Here is a 17285-nt window from a genome sequence, read left to right as displayed (position 1 = left end):
TTTAGCTATTTATAATAAATAGGTTAATTCGAAATATAAAGAATATTGCCACTACGGTTCGCAGGGTAGAATTTTAAGGCACAAGTTAAAGCATCGTTGTTGTCTGCTTCTCCAGTTATAAAATTATAGCGGTTATCATCACCACAGCCACATGTGCCAAAAAGACCATCTGGAATAATTGCCGAGCATTCGCTTGGTGCGTGGTTCGGGTCGCTAGCATCCCAGGCTAAAATATTGGCACCAGTATTGGCTAATATAATCCCTCTGTTTCCCACATTAGGAATGTATATGGAATTACCAGGGCTGTTTAGTGTTGAGTATTGTGGTAGGGTTAAATCGACACTGTAATTTACATTAATGTCTAGTAAGTAATTACAATTGTTATCGTTGTTATTATCGCTACTACAAGCTAATAATACAGTAAAAAAAAGTATAAAATAAAGTGATTTCATAGTCGTAAAATAAATGGCAATGTAACAATAAAAAGCAAATCAACTGGCGTTTATTTCTGCTTTCCTATTGGTTACACGTAAGAGATAACGAAAGTACTTTTAAAATATTAAAAAATAAATGATTTAAATATTTTGTATATTTGTTGGACAATCTCGTGAAAACGGGATTTTTTTGTTTGCTGAATCCTTTGACGCCGTTTTGTTGGAGTATTTCAGCATCTTTTATAATGTTAAATAATGAAGTTATGAGTAAAGCATCGTACTATACACCAGAGGGATTAAAAAAATTAAGAGATGAATTAAGGCAACTTAAGGATGTCGAGCGTGTAAAAGCATCAAAAGCGATAGCTGAAGCAAGAGATAAAGGAGATTTAAGTGAAAATGCCGAATATGATGCAGCTAAGGAAGCACAAGGCATGTTAGAAATGCGAATTTCCAAGTTAGAGGATGCTTTAGCAGGAGCACGTGTAATTGATGAATCGCAAATGGATACATCTAAAGTTTTAGTGCTTTCTAAAGTAAAAATTAAGAATCAAACAAATGGTATGGAAATGAACTATACCTTGGTTGCCGATGGTGAAGCTAATTTAGCCTCAGGAAAAATTTCTGTAAATTCACCTATAGGAAAAGGCTTATTAGGAAAATCGGTTGGAGATGTTGCCGAAATTCAAGTGCCTAACGGGGTAATGAAATTCGATATTATTGAAATTTCAAGATAGCATAAAGCTTTTGCGTAGAGCTCAAATTTACATAATGGTATGTTGAGTCTGTCGAAGAGTTGTTAAAGGCAAAAGTTAGATGTTGAATATTAGAAGTTAGAACTAGAAAATAAGCCAACTAATTGTACGGCATCGTGCTTATAGCCCAAAGCCTAAAGCAAATCATATTGAACCGTTTAATCGTGTAATGAAACTAAATACAGCATTTGTTAGCTTGTTGAAATATCCTGATCACGAATCGTTAATAAGGTCTTCGACAGGCTCAGCCTGACAAACAATCCATTAGGTTAGCTACTAATCTAATGGATTTTCTTTTTATATTTACATGAACGCTCAAATTAAACCACCAAAATTATGGCATCAATTTTCACTAAAATAGTAAATGGCGAAATACCTTGTTATAAGGTTGCCGAAACCGATGACTTTTTAGCTTTCTTGGATGTTAATCCGAATGCCAAAGGGCATACGTTGTGTATTCCTAAAAAGGAAGTTGATAAATTATTTGATTTAGATGGAGCCACTTATAACGGTTTAATGGCCTTTTCTAGAACAGTCGCTTTGGCCTTAGAAAAAGCAGTGCCTTGTAAGCGCATTGGTGTTAGTGTGATTGGTTTAGAAGTTCCTCATGTTCATGTGCACCTCATTCCATTACAAACTATGGATGATGCGCGTTTTATAAAAAAAGTAAGTATGTCTACAGAGGAGTTTCAAGCATTGGCTGATGCCATTCATGCCCAATTATAAAACGAATACCGAAACACCAATCCCAATTATAGAGAGCCCACCTGCAATTAAAGCCCAAGTTATTTGCTTTATTTTTCTGAAAGGAGTTTTAGGAACAAATACTTTTTTCTGATAATCTACAACACGATCAATATCATCAGTCCATTGTTCTGGATAAATCGCGGTTTCGCAAGTTTTACAGTTTAATTCATGGTGAATTTCAGAAGTAATCGCTTTATAAAAGGCGGTTTCTACCACTTTCTGCTTAAAAAGTAAATGCAATCCTTTTGTGTTGTAACATTCGGGACAGTTGTTATTTAGGGGCACTTCTTTAATGTCGATTAGTTTTTCTGGCATGGTTATAAGGTGTTTTTTAAACTGATTTGGAAAGTGGTTCCTTTTCCAATTTCAGATTGTAATACTTTAATTTTTCCGTCATGGAAATCTTCAATAATACGCTTTGTTAATGATAATCCTAGGCCCCAACCACGTTTTTTCGTGGTGTAACCAGGTTCGAAAATTTTTGAAAAATGCTTTTTGGCAAGCCCTTTTCCAGTATCGCTAACACAGATTTTCACCTGATTTTCAAGCTGAGTAATCTCAATAAGTAGCTTACCGCGGCCTTTCATGGCATCAATACCATTTTTTACTAAATTTTCAATAACCCAACTGTATAGTTGTCTGTTTAAATTTATAAAAATTTTTTCTTTTGGCACACGAATTTCAAATTCTATAAGATCGGATGATCTGGCTTTTAAGTAGTCATACGATTTTATAGTTTCTTCCACGATATCCGATCGCTCTAGTGTGGGTAGGGAGCCTATTTTACTAAAACGCTCGGTAATGGTTTTTAAGCGTTCGATGTCCTTTTCCATCTCCATGATATAATCGGGATCGACATTTTCTGTTTTTAAAATTTCGGTCCATCCAATTAACGAGGAAAGTGGTGTGCCTATTTGATGCGCAGTTTCTTTTGCCATACCCGACCACAATTTATTTTGGGTGGCATTTTTATTACTGCGATAAAAGAAGAAAATAACAGCTCCGAAAAGAAATACTATGAGCAACAAAGCTAAAGGATAGTACTTGAGCTTGTTAATTAATGGGGAATTTCCGTAGTAAATGGTGCTGTTTAATTCGTTTTCAAAAACAACCTCAATGGGTGTGTTTTCACTTTTAAAAGTCGCAATTAATTTGTTGACATATTTTTGGTCTGAAAAACGTTTGTCGTCAATATTGAGATAACTGCCAATGCTGCCGTCCTTGTTAATTTCTAAAACCGGAGTTGTGGTATTGCTGTTAAGGACTTTAAGGGTGAGGTCCAGATTGGTGTTGTCATCCGAATTAATTAAATCGGTTTGAGCAAAGGACCAAATTTCCATTTTTATACGCTCTTCCTCTTTAAAATGCTGAAAGAACTCATAGGTTTTCCATAAAATGAGAGAGACAATAGCGAAAGATGCGATAATAATCGCCCAACGAAAGGTATTGCTATACTTTGCAAAAATCATTAATTCTAAAATTTGATCGGTAATATAATGTAAATCTGCTAATATTATTGCGTAAACAATTGGCAAAATGATTTTCTGTGTAATACGCCGCTATGAATGGGTTATCCCTTGATATGTGAAAAATGATAAAATAGGATTTTGTTATTGTTGAAAACTAGATTCATTTTTCATGTTTTTTTTAATTAGTTTTGTGCAGATATATTGGGGTAAATATTCTACGTAAATCTAAAAAGGCATTTCGCCAATAAATTACAGGATTTTTTCGTTTGTGTCTATAAGTTAGTATCCTACTGGATATTACTTTGATAGCATTATATATTACCACAATAAATGAAGACCGGAGGTCTTAAGTTCTTAGTTAAAGAAATAAAATCAAATATAAATACGAGTAAATGGAAGTTCAAGGAAGAATTAAAATGGTTGGAGAGACACAATCATTCGGAAGTAACGGGTTTAGAAAAAGAGAAATTGTAGTCACTACAGACGAGCAATACCCACAGCATATTATGGTGGAGTTTGTTCAAGATAAAACCGATTTATTAAATAATTACCAAGTTGGACAACAAGTAAAAATTAGTATTAACTTACGTGGTAGAGAGTGGGTAAATCCTCAAGGTGAAACCAAATACTTTAACTCTATTCAAGGATGGAGAATCGAGGCGCTTCAAGCTGAAGCCGGAGGAGCAAACATGCCTCCTGTACCACCAGCAGATGCTTTTGAGCCTGCAGGTGATTTAAAAGAAGATGATTCAGACGATTTACCTTTCTAAAATGTAAACGCATACATTTCCGCGAAAGCGTAAATATCATATATTATAAAACCTCAATGTTTAATCATGTTGAGGTTTTGTTTTTTTAGAAATTTAATATGTACTACCTCTCTAAAGACTTGTGGTTCCCAGACGTTAGTGAAGCTTTTGCCGACGGTTTACTAGCGGTTGGTGGCGATTTATCGGTTGAGCGTTTGTTATTGGCTTATCGCAGCGGTATTTTTCCTTGGTTTAGTCAGGATGAACCTATTTTATGGTGGTCGCCAAATCCGCGTTTTGTTTTGTTTCCAGAGCGTTTAAAAGTTTCCAAAAGCATGCGACAAGTGCTAAGGAATGGCGGTTTTAAGGTTACAGAAAATAAGGCATTCGTTGAGGTGATGCAATCCTGCTCCAAAATAAAACGTGAAGGTCAGGACGATACTTGGATTACACAAAGTATGATTTCTGCTTATACCAAGCTTCATGAATTGGGTTATGCTAAATCGGTTGAGGTTTGGAAAGAGGATGAACTGGTGGGTGGGCTTTATGGAATCGATCTAGGAAACGGCGTGTTTTGTGGCGAAAGTATGTTTTCTAAAGTGAGTAATGCGAGTAAAGTAGGATTCATTTCCTTGATTCAAAATCACCATTATAAATTGATTGATTGCCAGGTTTATACCAAGCACCTAGAAAGCTTAGGGGCTGAAAATATTTCTAGAAAGGATTTTTTAAGTTTTTTGAACGTTTGAACCTTTAAAATCATTCCGTTTAAAACAGTAGTTTTTACAGTTTTATAAGAGCCGAAGTTAGTAAAAACAGCACGTTATAAGCTTTTCGGTTAAAAGTTTCTAAACGGTACTCAATACCTGTTCGAAGTTTAAGCTTTTCAGTGATTTTCCAAGCTATTTTAGCATTTGTTCTTAAACTTGTAAGTGCTTTTATTTGCGGACTTAAGCTAAGCAAGCCCTCTACACTACTGGTAAAATAACTTTCGCCAACATCGAAAGTGCTGCCTTTTAGCGGAAGGCCAACTTCAAATAAATAGCGTTCTCGGTAAATGGTTAGGGTTTTTAAAAATCGTTGCTCGAACCTCAGTTTATGTCGATATCTCAGACGTTTATGCTGATTAATATAGGTGTATTTTTCGGTAATTCTTATTTCGCCAGAACCTGTATCAAAAAAATCTCTATTTCTGTAATAAATACCAAGACTAGCAATGTGTTTATCGTTTAAATGAAAATTAGAAAAATGGTAAAAATCAATTTGTTGTTGGTTGTAATCCCAAGTGTGATGTTGGTATAAAAAGTAGCGTGATCGAAAAGCAAAATCGGTACTGTATTTTTGAGAAAACTGATGTGTAACTCCAACGGTAGTTTCTCCTAAAAGGGTTGTATTCTTTTGGGAGAATGCCATATAAAAGCTTATTGAGAAGATAATAAGCAGGAATTTTTTCATTAGTCTTGTTGATTTTGTCTAAAGAATAACGGTCTAAGTATGCGTTAAATTAACTGTTTGAAGAGGGATTGTCAAAAATAATCAGATTATATACTTTGACAAAAAATTGAATGAATTTACTATCTTCAAGCTTTAAAAAAATCTAAGTTTTATGAAAATTGCTTTATTTAGTTCAAAACCATACGATCAGGAATATTTTGAGAAATATAATGACGATTATAATTTCGATTTTACCTTCTTCGAAACATCTCTTGATAATCATACAGCCAATTTAACCAAAGGTTTTGATGCGATTTGCTCTTTTGTAAACGATAAATTAAATGCTAAAACCATGGCTGTTTTAGCCGAGAATAACATCAAATTAATTGCCTTGCGTTGTGCAGGATTTAATAATGTAGATTTAGATGCTGCAAAAAAGTACAATATTAAGGTGGTTCGTGTGCCAGCCTATTCTCCAGAGGCTATTGCCGAACATGCTTTGGCTTTAATTTTAACTCTAAATCGTAAAACTCATAAGGCCTATAACAGAGTTCGGGAGGGTAATTTTTCTCTAAATAAACTCATTGGTTTTAACTTAAGTAATAAAACCATTGGTGTTATTGGAACAGGGAAAATTGGTGCTACTTTTTGTAAGGTTTTAAGCGGATTTGGCTGCGAGATTTTAGCCTATGATGTGTATCCTTCAGATAAGTTAATTGAACAAGGCGTTAAATACGTGTCTTTAGAAGAATTGTTCAAACAATCGGATGTGATTTCATTACATTGTCCGTTGCTGGAATCTACGAAGCATATCATCAATAAAGATTCTTTAAAACTGATGAAAGATGGCGTGATGATTATTAATACAAGCCGCGGGGCTTTAATTGACACAGCTGATGCTATAGATGCTTTATCACAGAATAAAATAGGGTATTTGGGGATCGATGTTTATGAGCAAGAAGAAAATTTATTTTATGAAGACTTGTCGGAGAGCATCATTCATGACGACTTATTGTTGCGTCTAAACAGCTTTCCAAATGTTTTAATAACGTCTCATCAAGCTTTTTTCACAAAAGAAGCCATGTTTGAAATTGCAACCACAACCTTAGAAAATATTAAAGCCTTCAAAAACGGTGAAACATTAAAAAATGAAGTGGTTTAAACTTCTTTGTATCTAAAACAATCTACCATATGGTCGTTAACCATACCTGTAGCTTGCATGTGAGCATAGATCACGGTTGATCCCACGAACTTAAAGCCACGTTTTTTTAAGTCCTTGCTTATAGTGTCACTCAGCGGGGTGTTAGCTGGGACGTCTTCCATGGTTTTAAAATTGTTTTTTATGGGTTTTCCATTTACAAATCCCCATATATAGGTATTAAAACTTCCAAATTCCTCTTGTATTTTCATAAAAGCCTGGGCATTGGTTATGGTCGCTTTAATTTTTAACCGATTCCTGATGATACCGGCGTCTAAAAGCAGAGCGTCCATTTTATCTTGTTGATAGTTGGCTATTTTTTTATAATCAAAACCATCAAAAGCTTTTCGGAAATTTTCGCGCTTTCGTAGAATGGTAATCCAACTCAGTCCTGCTTGAAAAGTTTCTAAAATTAAGAATTCAAAAAGTAAATGGTCGTCATGAACAGGAACGCCCCATTCTTCATCATGATAGGCTTCGTAAAGCGTATCACCTTCGCACCACGAGCATCTTTTTTTTTGGTTCATATGATTGATTGTGTTGATTTTAAATTTGAATTATGACAAATGTCATCAAAAATATCTTGTTAAGATACTAATTTTGCCGTGTTAAGTTATTTTCCATTTTAAATATAAGGCCTATGAAATCCATTATTAAAGAAAGTTTAGAGCGTAGCATGTCCTATGAAGCGTACCGTGCTTTAGTAAAACAATTAGTTGATGAGCATTCGAACACTGGCGTTAATAAATCGGAGGAATTAGCCGATTACACGAAATTGAATGACAGACGTATGAAGCGCTGGGATAAAACGGTTAGGATTACCCAAGAAGCGAAACATAGTATGACTGAATTTCAGCAAAAGGTCACCTGGTTAGTTATTACCGAAAGTTGGTGTGGCGATGCGGCACACGTATTACCTGTCTTGAATAAATTGGCTTCATTAAGCGAGAATATTGATTTTAAAGTGGTTATTCGAGATGAAAACTTGCAACTTATGGATTTGTTTTTAACCAAAGGCAGTGCTTCCATTCCGAAATTAATTGTTATTGATAACCTAACAGGGGAAGTTCTGGATACCTATGGGCCAAGACCTAGTGAAGCTGCAAATTATGTGAAACGCTTTATCGCTAAAAATGGAAAATTAACACCTGCTTTTAAGGCCGATTTACAGCATTGGTATAATGATAATAAAGGGCAAAATGTTATCGAAGATGTTATCCAAATGCTTTCAAAATTACAAACTACCGTTTTCCAACAAACATAAAAGTAATAGTTCCTAATTGGCTTTTTTGACTAGGGTCCTTGCTAAATCGCGATTGATTGGCATACTCTAAAGCGCGTTCTATTAAACATTCGTTATCAGAAGTTGATGAGGTGTTTACATACGAATCAACCACATCGCCATTGGCATTAACTGTGACATTAACTATAATTTTTCCGTCTACCTCACATAGATAAATCGGAATTGGTATGTAGATTTTTGTACGGTTAGGTAATGAAAAACTAATGCTACTACGCGAATTGTTTTGCGAACGTTGTTTTTTAAGTAATTCATTAACCTTACTAAATTTAGCCAGTTCTTCTTGGTTTAAAGAAGCGTCTGTGTCTGGTTTTAAATCTGTTTTTTCACTTGTCTCCGATGCATCTCCTTGGTCTTCAGACTTAGGTTGATAGTCTTCTGGTGGTGCAATAGGCTTAAAGGCTTGTGCAAAATGCTTCACTTTTTCAGTTTCATTAAAAGCGCTATTAGTTTCTGCTTTAGCTTGATTCTGATTTTCTAAGGCTTCGATTGCTTTTAATTCTTCAAGAGTGGGCTCTTTTTCGGGTTCTATTTCATAGTAACTCTCTGAAGCGAACTCCTTTTTTTTATTCAGACTTAAATTAAAAACCATAAGAATGACCGTTCCAGAAATTAGAAGGGTGATAAGTAGGGCTCTATGTTGATTTGTAAGATTCAAATCTTTGATTATTATGGGTTTGCGTTTATTTAATATACGTAAAATTAAATTAATCAGTTTTTTAGCGATTCGATAAAGGCTTCAATGCTCGTGGCGTTTTCAACCTTAAAATCACCTATTTTAGTACGCCTGAGGGAAGAAAGGTGCGCACCCGAGTTTAGGGCTTTTCCAAAATCGTTGGCTAAGGAACGAATATAAGTGCCTTTGCTACAAACAACTCTGAAAGATATATAATTTCCATCAATATTTGTAATTTCAAATTCAGAAATTGAAACGGTACGGGGTTTTATCTCTACATCTTCTCCAGCTCTGGCGAATTCATACAAGCGTTTTCCGTCTTTTTTTAAAGCTGAAAATACTGGTGGATATTGTTGAATGTCCCCTATAAATTGTTGGGTGGTTTCTTTAATTAAGTCTTCTGTAATGTGTGCTGTAGGATAGGTTTTATCAATGTTGGTTTCTAGATCGAATGATGGGGTTGTACTCCCTAAAACAATAGTACCCGTGTATTCTTTAATTTGCCCTTGAAAGGTGTCAATTTGCTTGGTCATTTTTCCTGTACAAAGCACTAATAAACCTGTAGCAAGCGGATCCAAAGTTCCGGCATGACCTACTTTTATTTTTTTTATTTTGAAGGCTTGTCTTATTTCCCAACGTAGCTTGTTAACCACTTGAAAGGAAGTCCAATTTAAAGGCTTATCGATGAGCAAAACCTGGCCAGATTGATAATCTTCAAGGGTTTTCATTAGGCATTTAACATTGAAAATATTACGGCAATAACACCTACAATGGCGCAGTAAATGGCGAAATATATAAGTTTACTTTTCTTAACTAATGCAATCATCCATGTGCAGGCAAAAAGTCCAGCAATAAAAGCAGCGACAAACCCTATGGAAAGGGAAGTGAAATTACTGCTGTCATAGGCTAAATCACCACTCAGTACATCCTTTGCAATTTTACCAAATATTAAAGGAACGACCATTAAAAATGAAAAACGAGCGGCTTTTGTCTTGTCATTTCCTAATAACACAGAGGTAGAAATGGTAGCTCCCGAGCGAGAAATACCTGGAAGCATCGCAATGGCTTGGGAAACACCTATGATAAAAGCATCTTTAAAAGACACTTTTTTATTTGTGTTTTTGGCTTTATCAGCAAAGTATAGCAATATGGCCGTAATAATGAGCATAAATCCAACCAGCATGATGTTACCGCCAAAAAGTAGCTCTAATTGTTCTTCAAAAAATAAGCCTACAATAACGGCAGGAATCATAGAAATGACAATTTTAGTTACAAATTGTAAATCTTCGTTCCATTGAAATTTAAGAGCACCTTTAATAAGGTCTAAAATGTCTTTTCTAAAAACTACTAATGTGCTTAAAGCCGTAGCGAAATGTAGCACAACAGTAAAAAGTAAGCTGGTTTCAGCTTCTAGGTCTTCGCCTAAAATCGCTTTTCCGATTTCTAAATGACCACTTGAAGAAACGGGTAAAAATTCAGTAAGTCCCTGAATGATACCTAAAATAATTGCATCTATAATTTCCATGGCGCTAAAATATTAAAATACTCCTATATTCAACAGATGTTCCTAAATAATAAAAGGTTATTTTAGAATCTATGAAGTAGGTTGTGTTCACACCTCCCTTAGTCCCTCCTTTTTAGGAGGGAAACTCAAGCGCAACAGTTTCCCCTCTAGTAAGAGGGGATTAAGGGGTGTTGTTGGAGTTTTTTGAATTTAGGTCATGTTTTATTTTGGGGCGTATGGATTTATATCTCCTATAGTTTCTCCTTGTTAGGAGGGAAACTCAAGCGTAACAGTTTCCCCTCTAGTACGAGGGAATTAAGGGGTGTGTGGTTAATATTTTTTATTTTTAAATCAGTTAAATGAAAATAATACTAGCACCAGATAAGTTTAAAAGTTCGGTTTCAGGATTTGAATTCTGTAAAGCCGTTGAATCTGGTCTGAAAGAAATCCGACCAGATTTAAAAATCGTCACATTGCCACTGGCTGATGGAGGTGATGGCACCATTGATATTATCAATTTTTATTTGAAAGGGGAATTTGTTTCCGTTCAGGTTCATAATCCGTTTTTTAAAAGGATTTCTGGGTCTTACTTATTTGCTGAAAAATCTAAAACAGCTTTTATTGAAATGGCTGAAGCTTCAGGAATAAAACTACTGAAACATGAACAACTAGATTGTAAAAATGCCACCACTTTAGGAACCGGAGAACTGATTGTTGATGCTTTAAATCGAGGTGCTGAACAAATTATTTTAGGAATAGGCGGAAGCGCGACAAACGATTGTGGCATTGGTATGGCAACGGCTTTAGGTTACCGGTTTTTAGATGAAAACGATAAAGAGGTAAAACCTATTGGCGCCAATTTATCTAAAATAAAAAGGATTGATGCTTCAAATATTCATGCTAAATTAAAGTCGGTTAAGTTTCAAATAGCCTGCGATGTTGAAAATCCATTATATGGGGAAAACGGTGCCGTTCAGGTTTACGCCAAACAAAAAGGTGCAAACAAAAAGGTTAGGGCATTGCTTGAACAGGGGTTGTTAGATTTTTCAAAAGTTCTCCGAAATCATTTTAATATGGATGTGCAATCTGTAAAAGGAGGTGGTGCAGCAGGCGGTATGGGCATCGCATCCAAGGTGTTTTTGAATGGTATTTTGGAACTTGGAACTACATTGGTTAAGGATTTAGCAGATTTTGATCATCAAATACAAGGTGCCGAGTGGCTAATTACGGGTGAAGGGAAGTTGGATGTTCAAACCTTGTCTGGAAAGACGATTCGTGGCGTGCTTGATTCCGCGAAAGCGAAAAAAATAAAAGTCGCGGCATTATGTGGAGCCATCGATTTGGATGAAAATAAATTAAAAGACTTCGGGATAGATTACGCAGATGACGTTTTAAACTACTCAAAAAATTTAAACGATGCTATGGAAAATGGTAAAGCGTATCTTGCAGAAATGGCTCGAGTATTTGCTAAAAAACACCTTAATGAAATTTAAAGTTAAGAGGTTTTATTGATGTAGTCTGTTTATATTGAAAATGTGTTTTTTATGGCCTATCGAAAATTTATCGTAAAATTTGAAGTGAAAACACCGTGAAATTTCAGGCTGTTTGAGCTAAACGGAATTTAAAACTTCTCTGTAATTTTTATAGCGAGTTCCTGAAATTTAGGGGTCGAACGAAAAATTTAGATAAATATTCGTAAGCCTAGATTTTTTTGGTTCGTTTTTTTATCAATGAAAAAAATGAACAACGGAGGTAATTTACTCTTTATCAGGATTTAAAAGAATGGCATAAATTTGAATTCCAAACCCGATAAGCACTAAAGTTGGTGCTAAACGAATACGTCGCCAGCTAAAAATTTCTGGATTAAAAACGTTGGGATCGTCGCTGCCACCGCCAGCCATTAAAATAAACCCAAGAGCGATAACGGCTAAACCTATAAACATGAATTTATAGTTTTTCTTTCCAAATACAAAAACTGGTTTTGTTGCTTCTTTTCGTTTTTTTTCTCCCATAATTGTTATTCTGCCGAATATTTAGTGCAAAGTAAAAGATTTATTTAAAATTAACGTGTTAATCTCTTTCTAATATTTTGCTTACCAGATTTAATAATATAATTGATCGGTTCTTAAATTTAAGAAGCGTTGTGTTGCAAAATAGGTGCTAATCCAAGTGATTATAATGCCTAATCCGAAAATAAAAGCAAATAGCATAGCTACAAAAATAGGTTGCCCTAAGAGGTTGAGTTCTATAAAGGTTTTGTCTAAATAGTAAAGTACTACGGCCATGCCTATAAGCGCTAAAATAGCACCAATAATACCAAGTTTTACACTTTGCCAAACAAATGGTCGTCTAATAAATTGTTTGGTTGCCCCAACCATTTGCATGGTTTTAATAGTAAAACGCTTGGAGTAAACCGCTAATCGGATGGAACTGTTTATCAATAAAACCGCAATTAAAGTGAAAATACTACTGATAATGAGGACCCAAAAACTAATTTTTTTAACGTTGTCGTTCATCAAATTAACCAGATCATTATCGTAGGTTACCTCTTCAACAAAGTCTTTGTTTAAAGCTTCCGCTGAAATTTTTTCAAGATGTTCAGAGGTTACATAATCGGCTTTAAGGTAAACGTCTATAGAGTTTTGTAATGGGTTATAGCCTACAAAATCCATGAAATCTTCGCCGTTTTCGGCCTTCATAAACTCGGCAGCTTCTTCTTTTGAAACGTATTTGGTTGTTTTAACATATTCGGCCATAGCCAAACTTTTCTCTAGTTGTTTGGTTTCAACATCTTTGGCAGTGTCTTTTAAATATATGGTAACTACCACTTGTTCTTTAAAGTGATCGGACACTTTTTTGGCATTAAGAATTAGTAAACCTAATAGTCCTAATAAAAATAAAACCAGAGCAATACTCAAAACTACAGAAAAGTATGAGGAGATAAGTCTGCGTTTTTGGTGCCTTTCAAAAGATGAACTCATAGAAGAATTTGGATTAATGATGTAAAAATACTAAAGTATTATTAATCTGTATTTATATAAACCAAAACAAATTAATAATGTTGTGAAACCATTAAATAATTATGTGGTTGACTTCGTTTTTTTACTAATTAAATACACACCAATAATTACAAAAAGACAGGAAATTACCTTTACAATATTTATATCTTCACTGTAGGTGTTGTTATCTAAAAAGTACGACAACATCAAGACGATAGCAAAACTAACCGCAGGTTGTATGTAGGTGTAACTTCCAGCTACGGATGGCGACACTTGGCGCAATGCATAGATGTTAAATAGAAAGGTTAAAAAGGTGGTAAATACGATGACATAGCCAATAACCAGAAAGGTGTTTGTGTTAAAAAGTGTATAATCTGTATTAGAAATGGCGTCGTTTAAACCAATTGGAAGCATAAATAGGAGTCCGAATAGAAACACCCAACTAATAATGGTTATAAAATGGTATTTCTTCATCAAGGGTTTTACAATCACTTGGTAAAGGGAGAAACTTACAACGTTTAGAAAAACAAAAAGGTTGCCTAAAAAACTGCTAGTGCCTTCGGCAATTTGGCCATACCATACTAAACCAATAGCACCAATGGCACCAATACTTAGTCCTATGAGTTTGTTGGTGGTTGTTTTTTCTTTTAAGAAAATCATGCTCAATATAAATACAACAGTAGGTGAAGAGGTCATGATTATGGACGTGTCTATAGGCGATGTAATACTCAGTCCTTCAAAGAAAAACAGTTGGTTACATGATGCGCCAAAAAGTCCACATAGTATAAGTCGGAAAAAGTCTTTCTTTTCAACCTTTTCTTTAATAAATAATTTAATACACCAAAACAGGATGCCCGCTCCTAAAACACGAAATAACACAAAGGGTCTAGGATCTAACTTTTCGGGCATGATGCCTTTTGCAATAAAATGATTGGCGGAATAAATGAAATGTGCGCCAAGTAATGCAAGATGGGCTTTTATAATGTTTGCTTTTATCAAAGAAATATGTGGTATTAGGCAGTAATTGAATAGCGAGTCAAAAGTAATTCTATTAATTTAAATGATTAAGCAAAGTCATTTTTTATTCATTAAGACCTCCTGTTTCTAATTAAAACGTAAATTTGCATCTTCTTAAAATAAGGATGATAATGACGTATAATTTCAACGAAATCGATGCCAAGTGGCAAAAATATTGGGCCGAAAACCAAACGTTTAAAGCCGAAAACAACAGCGAAAAACCAAAATATTATGTTTTGGATATGTTTCCTTACCCTAGTGGTGCAGGATTGCATGTTGGGCACCCGTTAGGTTATATCGCTTCCGATATTTATGCGCGTTACAAACGTCATCAAGGATTTAACGTGTTACATCCGCAAGGTTACGATAGTTTTGGATTACCTGCCGAGCAATATGCGATTCAAACAGGACAGCATCCAGCAATAACCACAGCCGAAAACATAAAAACGTATAGAAGGCAATTAGATCAAATAGGATTTTCATTCGATTGGTCGCGTGAAGTGAGAACTTCCGATCCGAGTTACTATAAATGGACCCAGTGGATTTTTATTCAACTGTTCGAATCATGGTATTGTAGTGTTGAAGGGAAAGCTTTTTGTATCTCAGAATTGATAAAGGTTTTTTCTGAGGAAGGCAATATAAATGTTGAAGCCATTTGTGATGACGATGTTAAAATATTTTCAGCTGAAGAGTGGAATTCATATTCAGAAAAAGAACAACAAAGAATATTATTACAATATAGATTAACCTATTTGGCTGAAACTGAAGTTAACTGGTGCCCTGCATTAGGAACTGTTTTGGCTAACGATGAGATTGTAAACGGTGTTTCCGAACGTGGTGGACATACGGTGATTCGTAAAAAAATGACCCAATGGAGTATGCGAATTTCTGCTTATGCCGAGCGTTTACTACAAGGTTTGGAAGCAATTGACTGGACCGATTCTTTAAAGGAGAGTCAGCGTAACTGGATTGGAAAATCGGTTGGAGCGAGTGTTTCCTTTAATGTTAATGGACACGATGCCATTATCGATGTGTTCACAACGCGCCCTGATACCATTTTTGGAGTAAGTTTTATGACTTTAGCGCCAGAGCATGAATTGGTATCGCAAATAACCACACCTGAGCAAAAGGAAGAAGTAGAAGCCTATATTTTAGCAACTGCTAAACGTAGTGAGCGTGATAGAATGGCTGATGTAAAAACCATTTCTGGTGCTTTTACTGGCGCTTACGCGGAACACCCTTTTACAAAAGAACCAATTCCGGTTTGGATTGGTGATTACGTTTTAGCGGGTTATGGAACAGGAGCTGTTATGTCGGTGCCTTGTGGTGACCAACGTGATTACGATTTTGCTAAGCATTTTAATATTCCAATTCCGAATATTTTTGAAGGTGTTGATATTTCTGAAGAAGCTTTTTCAGATAAAGATAAAACAGTGATTGCTAATAGTGATTTCCTTAACGGAATGAACTATAAGAAAGCCACCAAACGCGCCATTTACGAATTGGAACAATTAGGCGTTGGTGAAGGAAAAACCAATTACCGTTTGCGTGATGCGGTATTTTCACGTCAGCGTTATTGGGGGGAGCCATTTCCTGTGTATTATGATGAGGATGGCATGCCAAATATGATAGACACCAAGTTTTTGCCTATAGAATTACCTGAAGTTGAAAAATACTTGCCTACAGAAACTGGCGAGCCACCATTGGGTAACGCTTTAAAATGGCATTGGTTACAATATGGTGATGAGGCTAAAATAGTTTCTAAAGAGGAGTTTGAGAATTCCTCCCCTTCGGGGAGGCTAGGTGGGGCCTTAGAGCTTAACACTATGCCAGGTTGGGCAGGAAGCTCTTGGTACTTTAACCGTTACATGGACCCAACGAATACCGACGAATTTGCTAGTCAAGAAGCATTGAATTATTGGAAAGATGTTGATTTGTACATTGGTGGAAGTGAGCATGCAACCGGACACTTATTGTATGCGCGTTTCTGGCAAAAATTCCTGTTCGATAAAGGTTTTGTGCCTGTTGATGAGTTTGCTAAAAAACTGATCAACCAAGGAATGATTTTAGGAACAAGTGCTTTTGTATATAGAGAAGAAGGAACGAACACCTATTACTCAGCGGGATTAGCAAAAGACAAAAATGTGCAACCTATTCACGTGAAAGTAAAATATATAAATGCTTCCGATGAATTGGATATTGAAGGTTTAAAAAATGATAGTGAGTTTGGTGAAGATTATAAAGATGCCGAATTCATACTAGAAAATGGAGTTTACAAAGTAGGTCGTGATGTGGAAAAAATGTCCAAATCGAAATACAACGTGGTAAATCCAGATGATATTGTTGCCGAATATGGTGCCGATAGTTTAAGACTTTACGAAATGTTCCTTGGGCCTTTAGAGCAATACAAGCCTTGGAATACGGCTGGAATTACTGGGGTGCATAACTTCCTGAAAAAACTATGGAAATTATATGCCGATGATAACGGTTTAAAAGTAAACGACGCTCCTGCAACTAAAGATGCCTTAAAAACATTACATAAAACGATTAAGAAAGTTCAAGAAGATATTGAGAACTTTTCGTTTAATACCTCGGTATCAACTTTTATGATTGCAGTAAATGAATTGAGTAGTCAAAAATGTACTAGCAAAGACATTTTAGAACCTTTATTGGTTTTAATTTCGCCGTATGCACCACATATTGCTGAAGAATTATGGAGTCAGTTAGGTCATGAGACGTCTATTTCGACAGCAGCTTTCCCAGAATTTGATGCGAGTCATTTGGTTGAAAGTGCTAAAAATTACCCGATTTCATTTAATGGTAAAATGCGATTTACCTTAGAGTTGCCTTTAGATATGAGTAAAGAGGATATCGAAAAAACAGTGATGGCTCACGAAAAAACACAGGAACAATTACAAGGTAGAACGCCTAAAAAAGTGATTGTGGTACCTGGAAAGATTGTGAATATTGTAGGGTAGGTTGAAGTTAGATATTAGATATTAA

19 protein-coding genes are annotated in these 17285 nt (G+C 35.4%); 8 read left to right on the top strand and 11 right to left on the bottom strand.

Features of this window, described 5'->3' with window-relative positions; genetic code table 11:
* Nucleotides 1–23 precede the first annotated feature (23 nt).
* On the bottom strand, nt 24–452 hold the full coding sequence (locus tag JJL45_RS00735; RefSeq protein ID WP_067144854.1) for a hypothetical protein: 429 nt from the start codon (nt 450–452) through the stop codon (nt 24–26).
* Nucleotides 453–697: 245 nt separating this feature from the next.
* Between JJL45_RS00735 and greA the strand changes: the two genes are divergently transcribed.
* Nucleotides 698–1171, top strand: coding sequence for a transcription elongation factor GreA (greA, locus tag JJL45_RS00730; RefSeq protein WP_067145578.1), 474 nt, complete (start codon nt 698–700; stop codon nt 1169–1171).
* A gap of 354 nt (nt 1172–1525) precedes the next feature.
* Nucleotides 1526–1915, top strand: a complete 390-nt coding sequence (locus JJL45_RS00725) for an HIT family protein (RefSeq protein ID WP_068601416.1) — start codon at nt 1526–1528, stop codon at nt 1913–1915.
* Here JJL45_RS00725 and JJL45_RS00720 read toward each other — a convergent pair.
* Nucleotides 1910–2251, bottom strand: coding sequence for a hypothetical protein (locus JJL45_RS00720; RefSeq protein ID WP_068601418.1), 342 nt, complete (start codon nt 2249–2251; stop codon nt 1910–1912). The two genes, JJL45_RS00725 and JJL45_RS00720, sit on opposite strands and share 6 nt — an antisense overlap.
* 2 nt (nt 2252–2253) lie before the next feature.
* The gene (locus tag JJL45_RS00715) at nt 2254–3405 is read right to left on the bottom strand and encodes a sensor histidine kinase (RefSeq protein ID WP_068601421.1); all 1152 of its coding nucleotides are present in this window, start codon (nt 3403–3405) and stop codon (nt 2254–2256) included.
* 392 nt (nt 3406–3797) lie between these two features.
* Between JJL45_RS00715 and JJL45_RS00710 the strand changes: the two genes are divergently transcribed.
* Nucleotides 3798–4175 (top strand): DUF3127 domain-containing protein, encoded by a 378-nt coding sequence (locus JJL45_RS00710; protein WP_067144851.1) that lies wholly within the window; start codon nt 3798–3800, stop codon nt 4173–4175.
* 98 nt (nt 4176–4273) lie between these two features.
* Nucleotides 4274–4903 carry a leucyl/phenylalanyl-tRNA--protein transferase gene (gene aat, locus JJL45_RS00705; RefSeq protein ID WP_068601423.1) on the top strand — a complete coding sequence of 210 codons (630 nt, stop codon included), beginning with the start codon at nt 4274–4276 and terminating at the stop codon, nt 4901–4903.
* A 34-nt stretch (nt 4904–4937) separates the two neighbouring features.
* Here the strand turns inward: aat and JJL45_RS00700 are convergent, their stop codons facing one another.
* Nucleotides 4938–5567: a DUF2490 domain-containing protein gene (locus JJL45_RS00700; RefSeq protein ID WP_068601426.1), complete on the bottom strand. Its 630-nt coding sequence runs from the start codon at nt 5565–5567 to the stop codon at nt 4938–4940.
* Nucleotides 5568–5760: 193 nt separating this feature from the next.
* Between JJL45_RS00700 and JJL45_RS00695 the strand changes: the two genes are divergently transcribed.
* On the top strand, nt 5761–6750 hold the full coding sequence (locus JJL45_RS00695) for a 2-hydroxyacid dehydrogenase (RefSeq protein WP_068601428.1): 990 nt from the start codon (nt 5761–5763) through the stop codon (nt 6748–6750).
* Here JJL45_RS00695 and JJL45_RS00690 read toward each other — a convergent pair.
* Complete coding sequence (locus tag JJL45_RS00690) at nt 6747–7313, bottom strand: DNA-3-methyladenine glycosylase I (RefSeq protein WP_068601430.1); 567 nt, start codon at nt 7311–7313, stop codon at nt 6747–6749. The two genes, JJL45_RS00695 and JJL45_RS00690, sit on opposite strands and share 4 nt — an antisense overlap.
* 113 nt (nt 7314–7426) lie before the next feature.
* On the opposite strand from JJL45_RS00690, the gene JJL45_RS00685 reads away from it, so the two are divergent.
* Nucleotides 7427–8050, top strand: coding sequence for a thioredoxin family protein (locus JJL45_RS00685; RefSeq protein WP_068601432.1), 624 nt, complete (start codon nt 7427–7429; stop codon nt 8048–8050).
* On the opposite strand, the gene JJL45_RS00680 is transcribed toward JJL45_RS00685, so the two are convergent.
* From JJL45_RS00680 to JJL45_RS00670, 3 genes are read right to left on the bottom strand one after another with little or no spacing between them, the layout of a single operon-like run.
* Nucleotides 8028–8744 (bottom strand): hypothetical protein, encoded by a 717-nt coding sequence (locus JJL45_RS00680; protein ID WP_068601434.1) that lies wholly within the window; start codon nt 8742–8744, stop codon nt 8028–8030. The genes JJL45_RS00685 and JJL45_RS00680 overlap by 23 nt on opposite strands.
* Before the next feature lie 53 nt (nt 8745–8797).
* A complete protein-coding gene (gene truB / locus JJL45_RS00675; protein ID WP_068601437.1) occupies nt 8798–9490 on the bottom strand; it encodes a tRNA pseudouridine(55) synthase TruB in 693 nt (230 codons plus the stop codon).
* Nucleotides 9490–10287 (bottom strand): undecaprenyl-diphosphate phosphatase, encoded by a 798-nt coding sequence (locus JJL45_RS00670; protein WP_068601439.1) that lies wholly within the window; start codon nt 10285–10287, stop codon nt 9490–9492. Before JJL45_RS00670 ends, truB begins: the two co-directional genes overlap by 1 nt.
* Before the next feature lie 338 nt (nt 10288–10625).
* On the opposite strand from JJL45_RS00670, the gene JJL45_RS00665 reads away from it, so the two are divergent.
* Nucleotides 10626–11759: a glycerate kinase gene (locus JJL45_RS00665; protein WP_068601441.1), complete on the top strand. Its 1134-nt coding sequence runs from the start codon at nt 10626–10628 to the stop codon at nt 11757–11759.
* Nucleotides 11760–12023: 264 nt separating this feature from the next.
* On the opposite strand, the gene JJL45_RS00660 is transcribed toward JJL45_RS00665, so the two are convergent.
* From JJL45_RS00660 to JJL45_RS00650, 3 genes are all read right to left on the bottom strand, one after another.
* Nucleotides 12024–12278, bottom strand: a complete 255-nt coding sequence (locus tag JJL45_RS00660; protein ID WP_067144842.1) for a DUF3098 domain-containing protein — start codon at nt 12276–12278, stop codon at nt 12024–12026.
* Between the two features lie 90 nt (nt 12279–12368).
* Nucleotides 12369–13247, bottom strand: a complete 879-nt coding sequence (locus JJL45_RS00655; protein ID WP_067144841.1) for a cell division protein FtsX — start codon at nt 13245–13247, stop codon at nt 12369–12371.
* Nucleotides 13248–13346: 99 nt separating this feature from the next.
* Nucleotides 13347–14264: a DMT family transporter gene (locus JJL45_RS00650; RefSeq protein WP_068601443.1), complete on the bottom strand. Its 918-nt coding sequence runs from the start codon at nt 14262–14264 to the stop codon at nt 13347–13349.
* 149 nt (nt 14265–14413) lie between these two features.
* Between JJL45_RS00650 and leuS the strand changes: the two genes are divergently transcribed.
* Nucleotides 14414–17260: a leucine--tRNA ligase gene (leuS, locus tag JJL45_RS00645; RefSeq protein ID WP_068601445.1), complete on the top strand. Its 2847-nt coding sequence runs from the start codon at nt 14414–14416 to the stop codon at nt 17258–17260.
* Nucleotides 17261–17285 lie beyond the last annotated feature (25 nt).

The organism is Tamlana sp. s12 (assembly GCF_016767215.1).
GTDB classification, from domain to species: domain Bacteria; phylum Bacteroidota; class Bacteroidia; order Flavobacteriales; family Flavobacteriaceae; genus Pseudotamlana; species Pseudotamlana agarivorans.
This window is presented reverse-complemented; position numbering and strand designations above follow the sequence as displayed.

Excerpts from the sequence above, each read along its gene's own strand:
- JJL45_RS00735 (WP_067144854.1), bottom strand. The coding sequence starts at position 452 with ATGAAATCACTTTATTTTATACTTTTTTTTACTGTATTATTAGCTTGT.
- greA (WP_067145578.1), top strand. The coding sequence starts at position 698 with ATGAGTAAAGCATCGTACTATACACCAGAGGGATTAAAAAAATTAAGA.
- JJL45_RS00725 (WP_068601416.1), top strand. The coding sequence starts at position 1,526 with ATGGCATCAATTTTCACTAAAATAGTAAATGGCGAAATACCTTGTTAT.
- JJL45_RS00720 (WP_068601418.1), bottom strand. The coding sequence starts at position 2,251 with ATGCCAGAAAAACTAATCGACATTAAAGAAGTGCCCCTAAATAACAAC.
- JJL45_RS00715 (WP_068601421.1), bottom strand. The coding sequence starts at position 3,405 with ATGATTTTTGCAAAGTATAGCAATACCTTTCGTTGGGCGATTATTATC.
- JJL45_RS00710 (WP_067144851.1), top strand. The coding sequence starts at position 3,798 with ATGGAAGTTCAAGGAAGAATTAAAATGGTTGGAGAGACACAATCATTC.
- aat (WP_068601423.1), top strand. The coding sequence starts at position 4,274 with ATGTACTACCTCTCTAAAGACTTGTGGTTCCCAGACGTTAGTGAAGCT.
- JJL45_RS00700 (WP_068601426.1), bottom strand. The coding sequence starts at position 5,567 with ATGGCATTCTCCCAAAAGAATACAACCCTTTTAGGAGAAACTACCGTT.
- JJL45_RS00695 (WP_068601428.1), top strand. The coding sequence starts at position 5,761 with ATGAAAATTGCTTTATTTAGTTCAAAACCATACGATCAGGAATATTTT.
- JJL45_RS00690 (WP_068601430.1), bottom strand. The coding sequence starts at position 7,313 with ATGAACCAAAAAAAAAGATGCTCGTGGTGCGAAGGTGATACGCTTTAC.
- JJL45_RS00685 (WP_068601432.1), top strand. The coding sequence starts at position 7,427 with ATGAAATCCATTATTAAAGAAAGTTTAGAGCGTAGCATGTCCTATGAA.
- truB (WP_068601437.1), bottom strand. The coding sequence starts at position 9,490 with ATGAAAACCCTTGAAGATTATCAATCTGGCCAGGTTTTGCTCATCGAT.
- JJL45_RS00670 (WP_068601439.1), bottom strand. The coding sequence starts at position 10,287 with ATGGAAATTATAGATGCAATTATTTTAGGTATCATTCAGGGACTTACT.
- JJL45_RS00665 (WP_068601441.1), top strand. The coding sequence starts at position 10,626 with ATGAAAATAATACTAGCACCAGATAAGTTTAAAAGTTCGGTTTCAGGA.
- JJL45_RS00660 (WP_067144842.1), bottom strand. The coding sequence starts at position 12,278 with ATGGGAGAAAAAAAACGAAAAGAAGCAACAAAACCAGTTTTTGTATTT.
- JJL45_RS00655 (WP_067144841.1), bottom strand. The coding sequence starts at position 13,247 with ATGAGTTCATCTTTTGAAAGGCACCAAAAACGCAGACTTATCTCCTCA.
- leuS (WP_068601445.1), top strand. The coding sequence starts at position 14,414 with ATGACGTATAATTTCAACGAAATCGATGCCAAGTGGCAAAAATATTGG.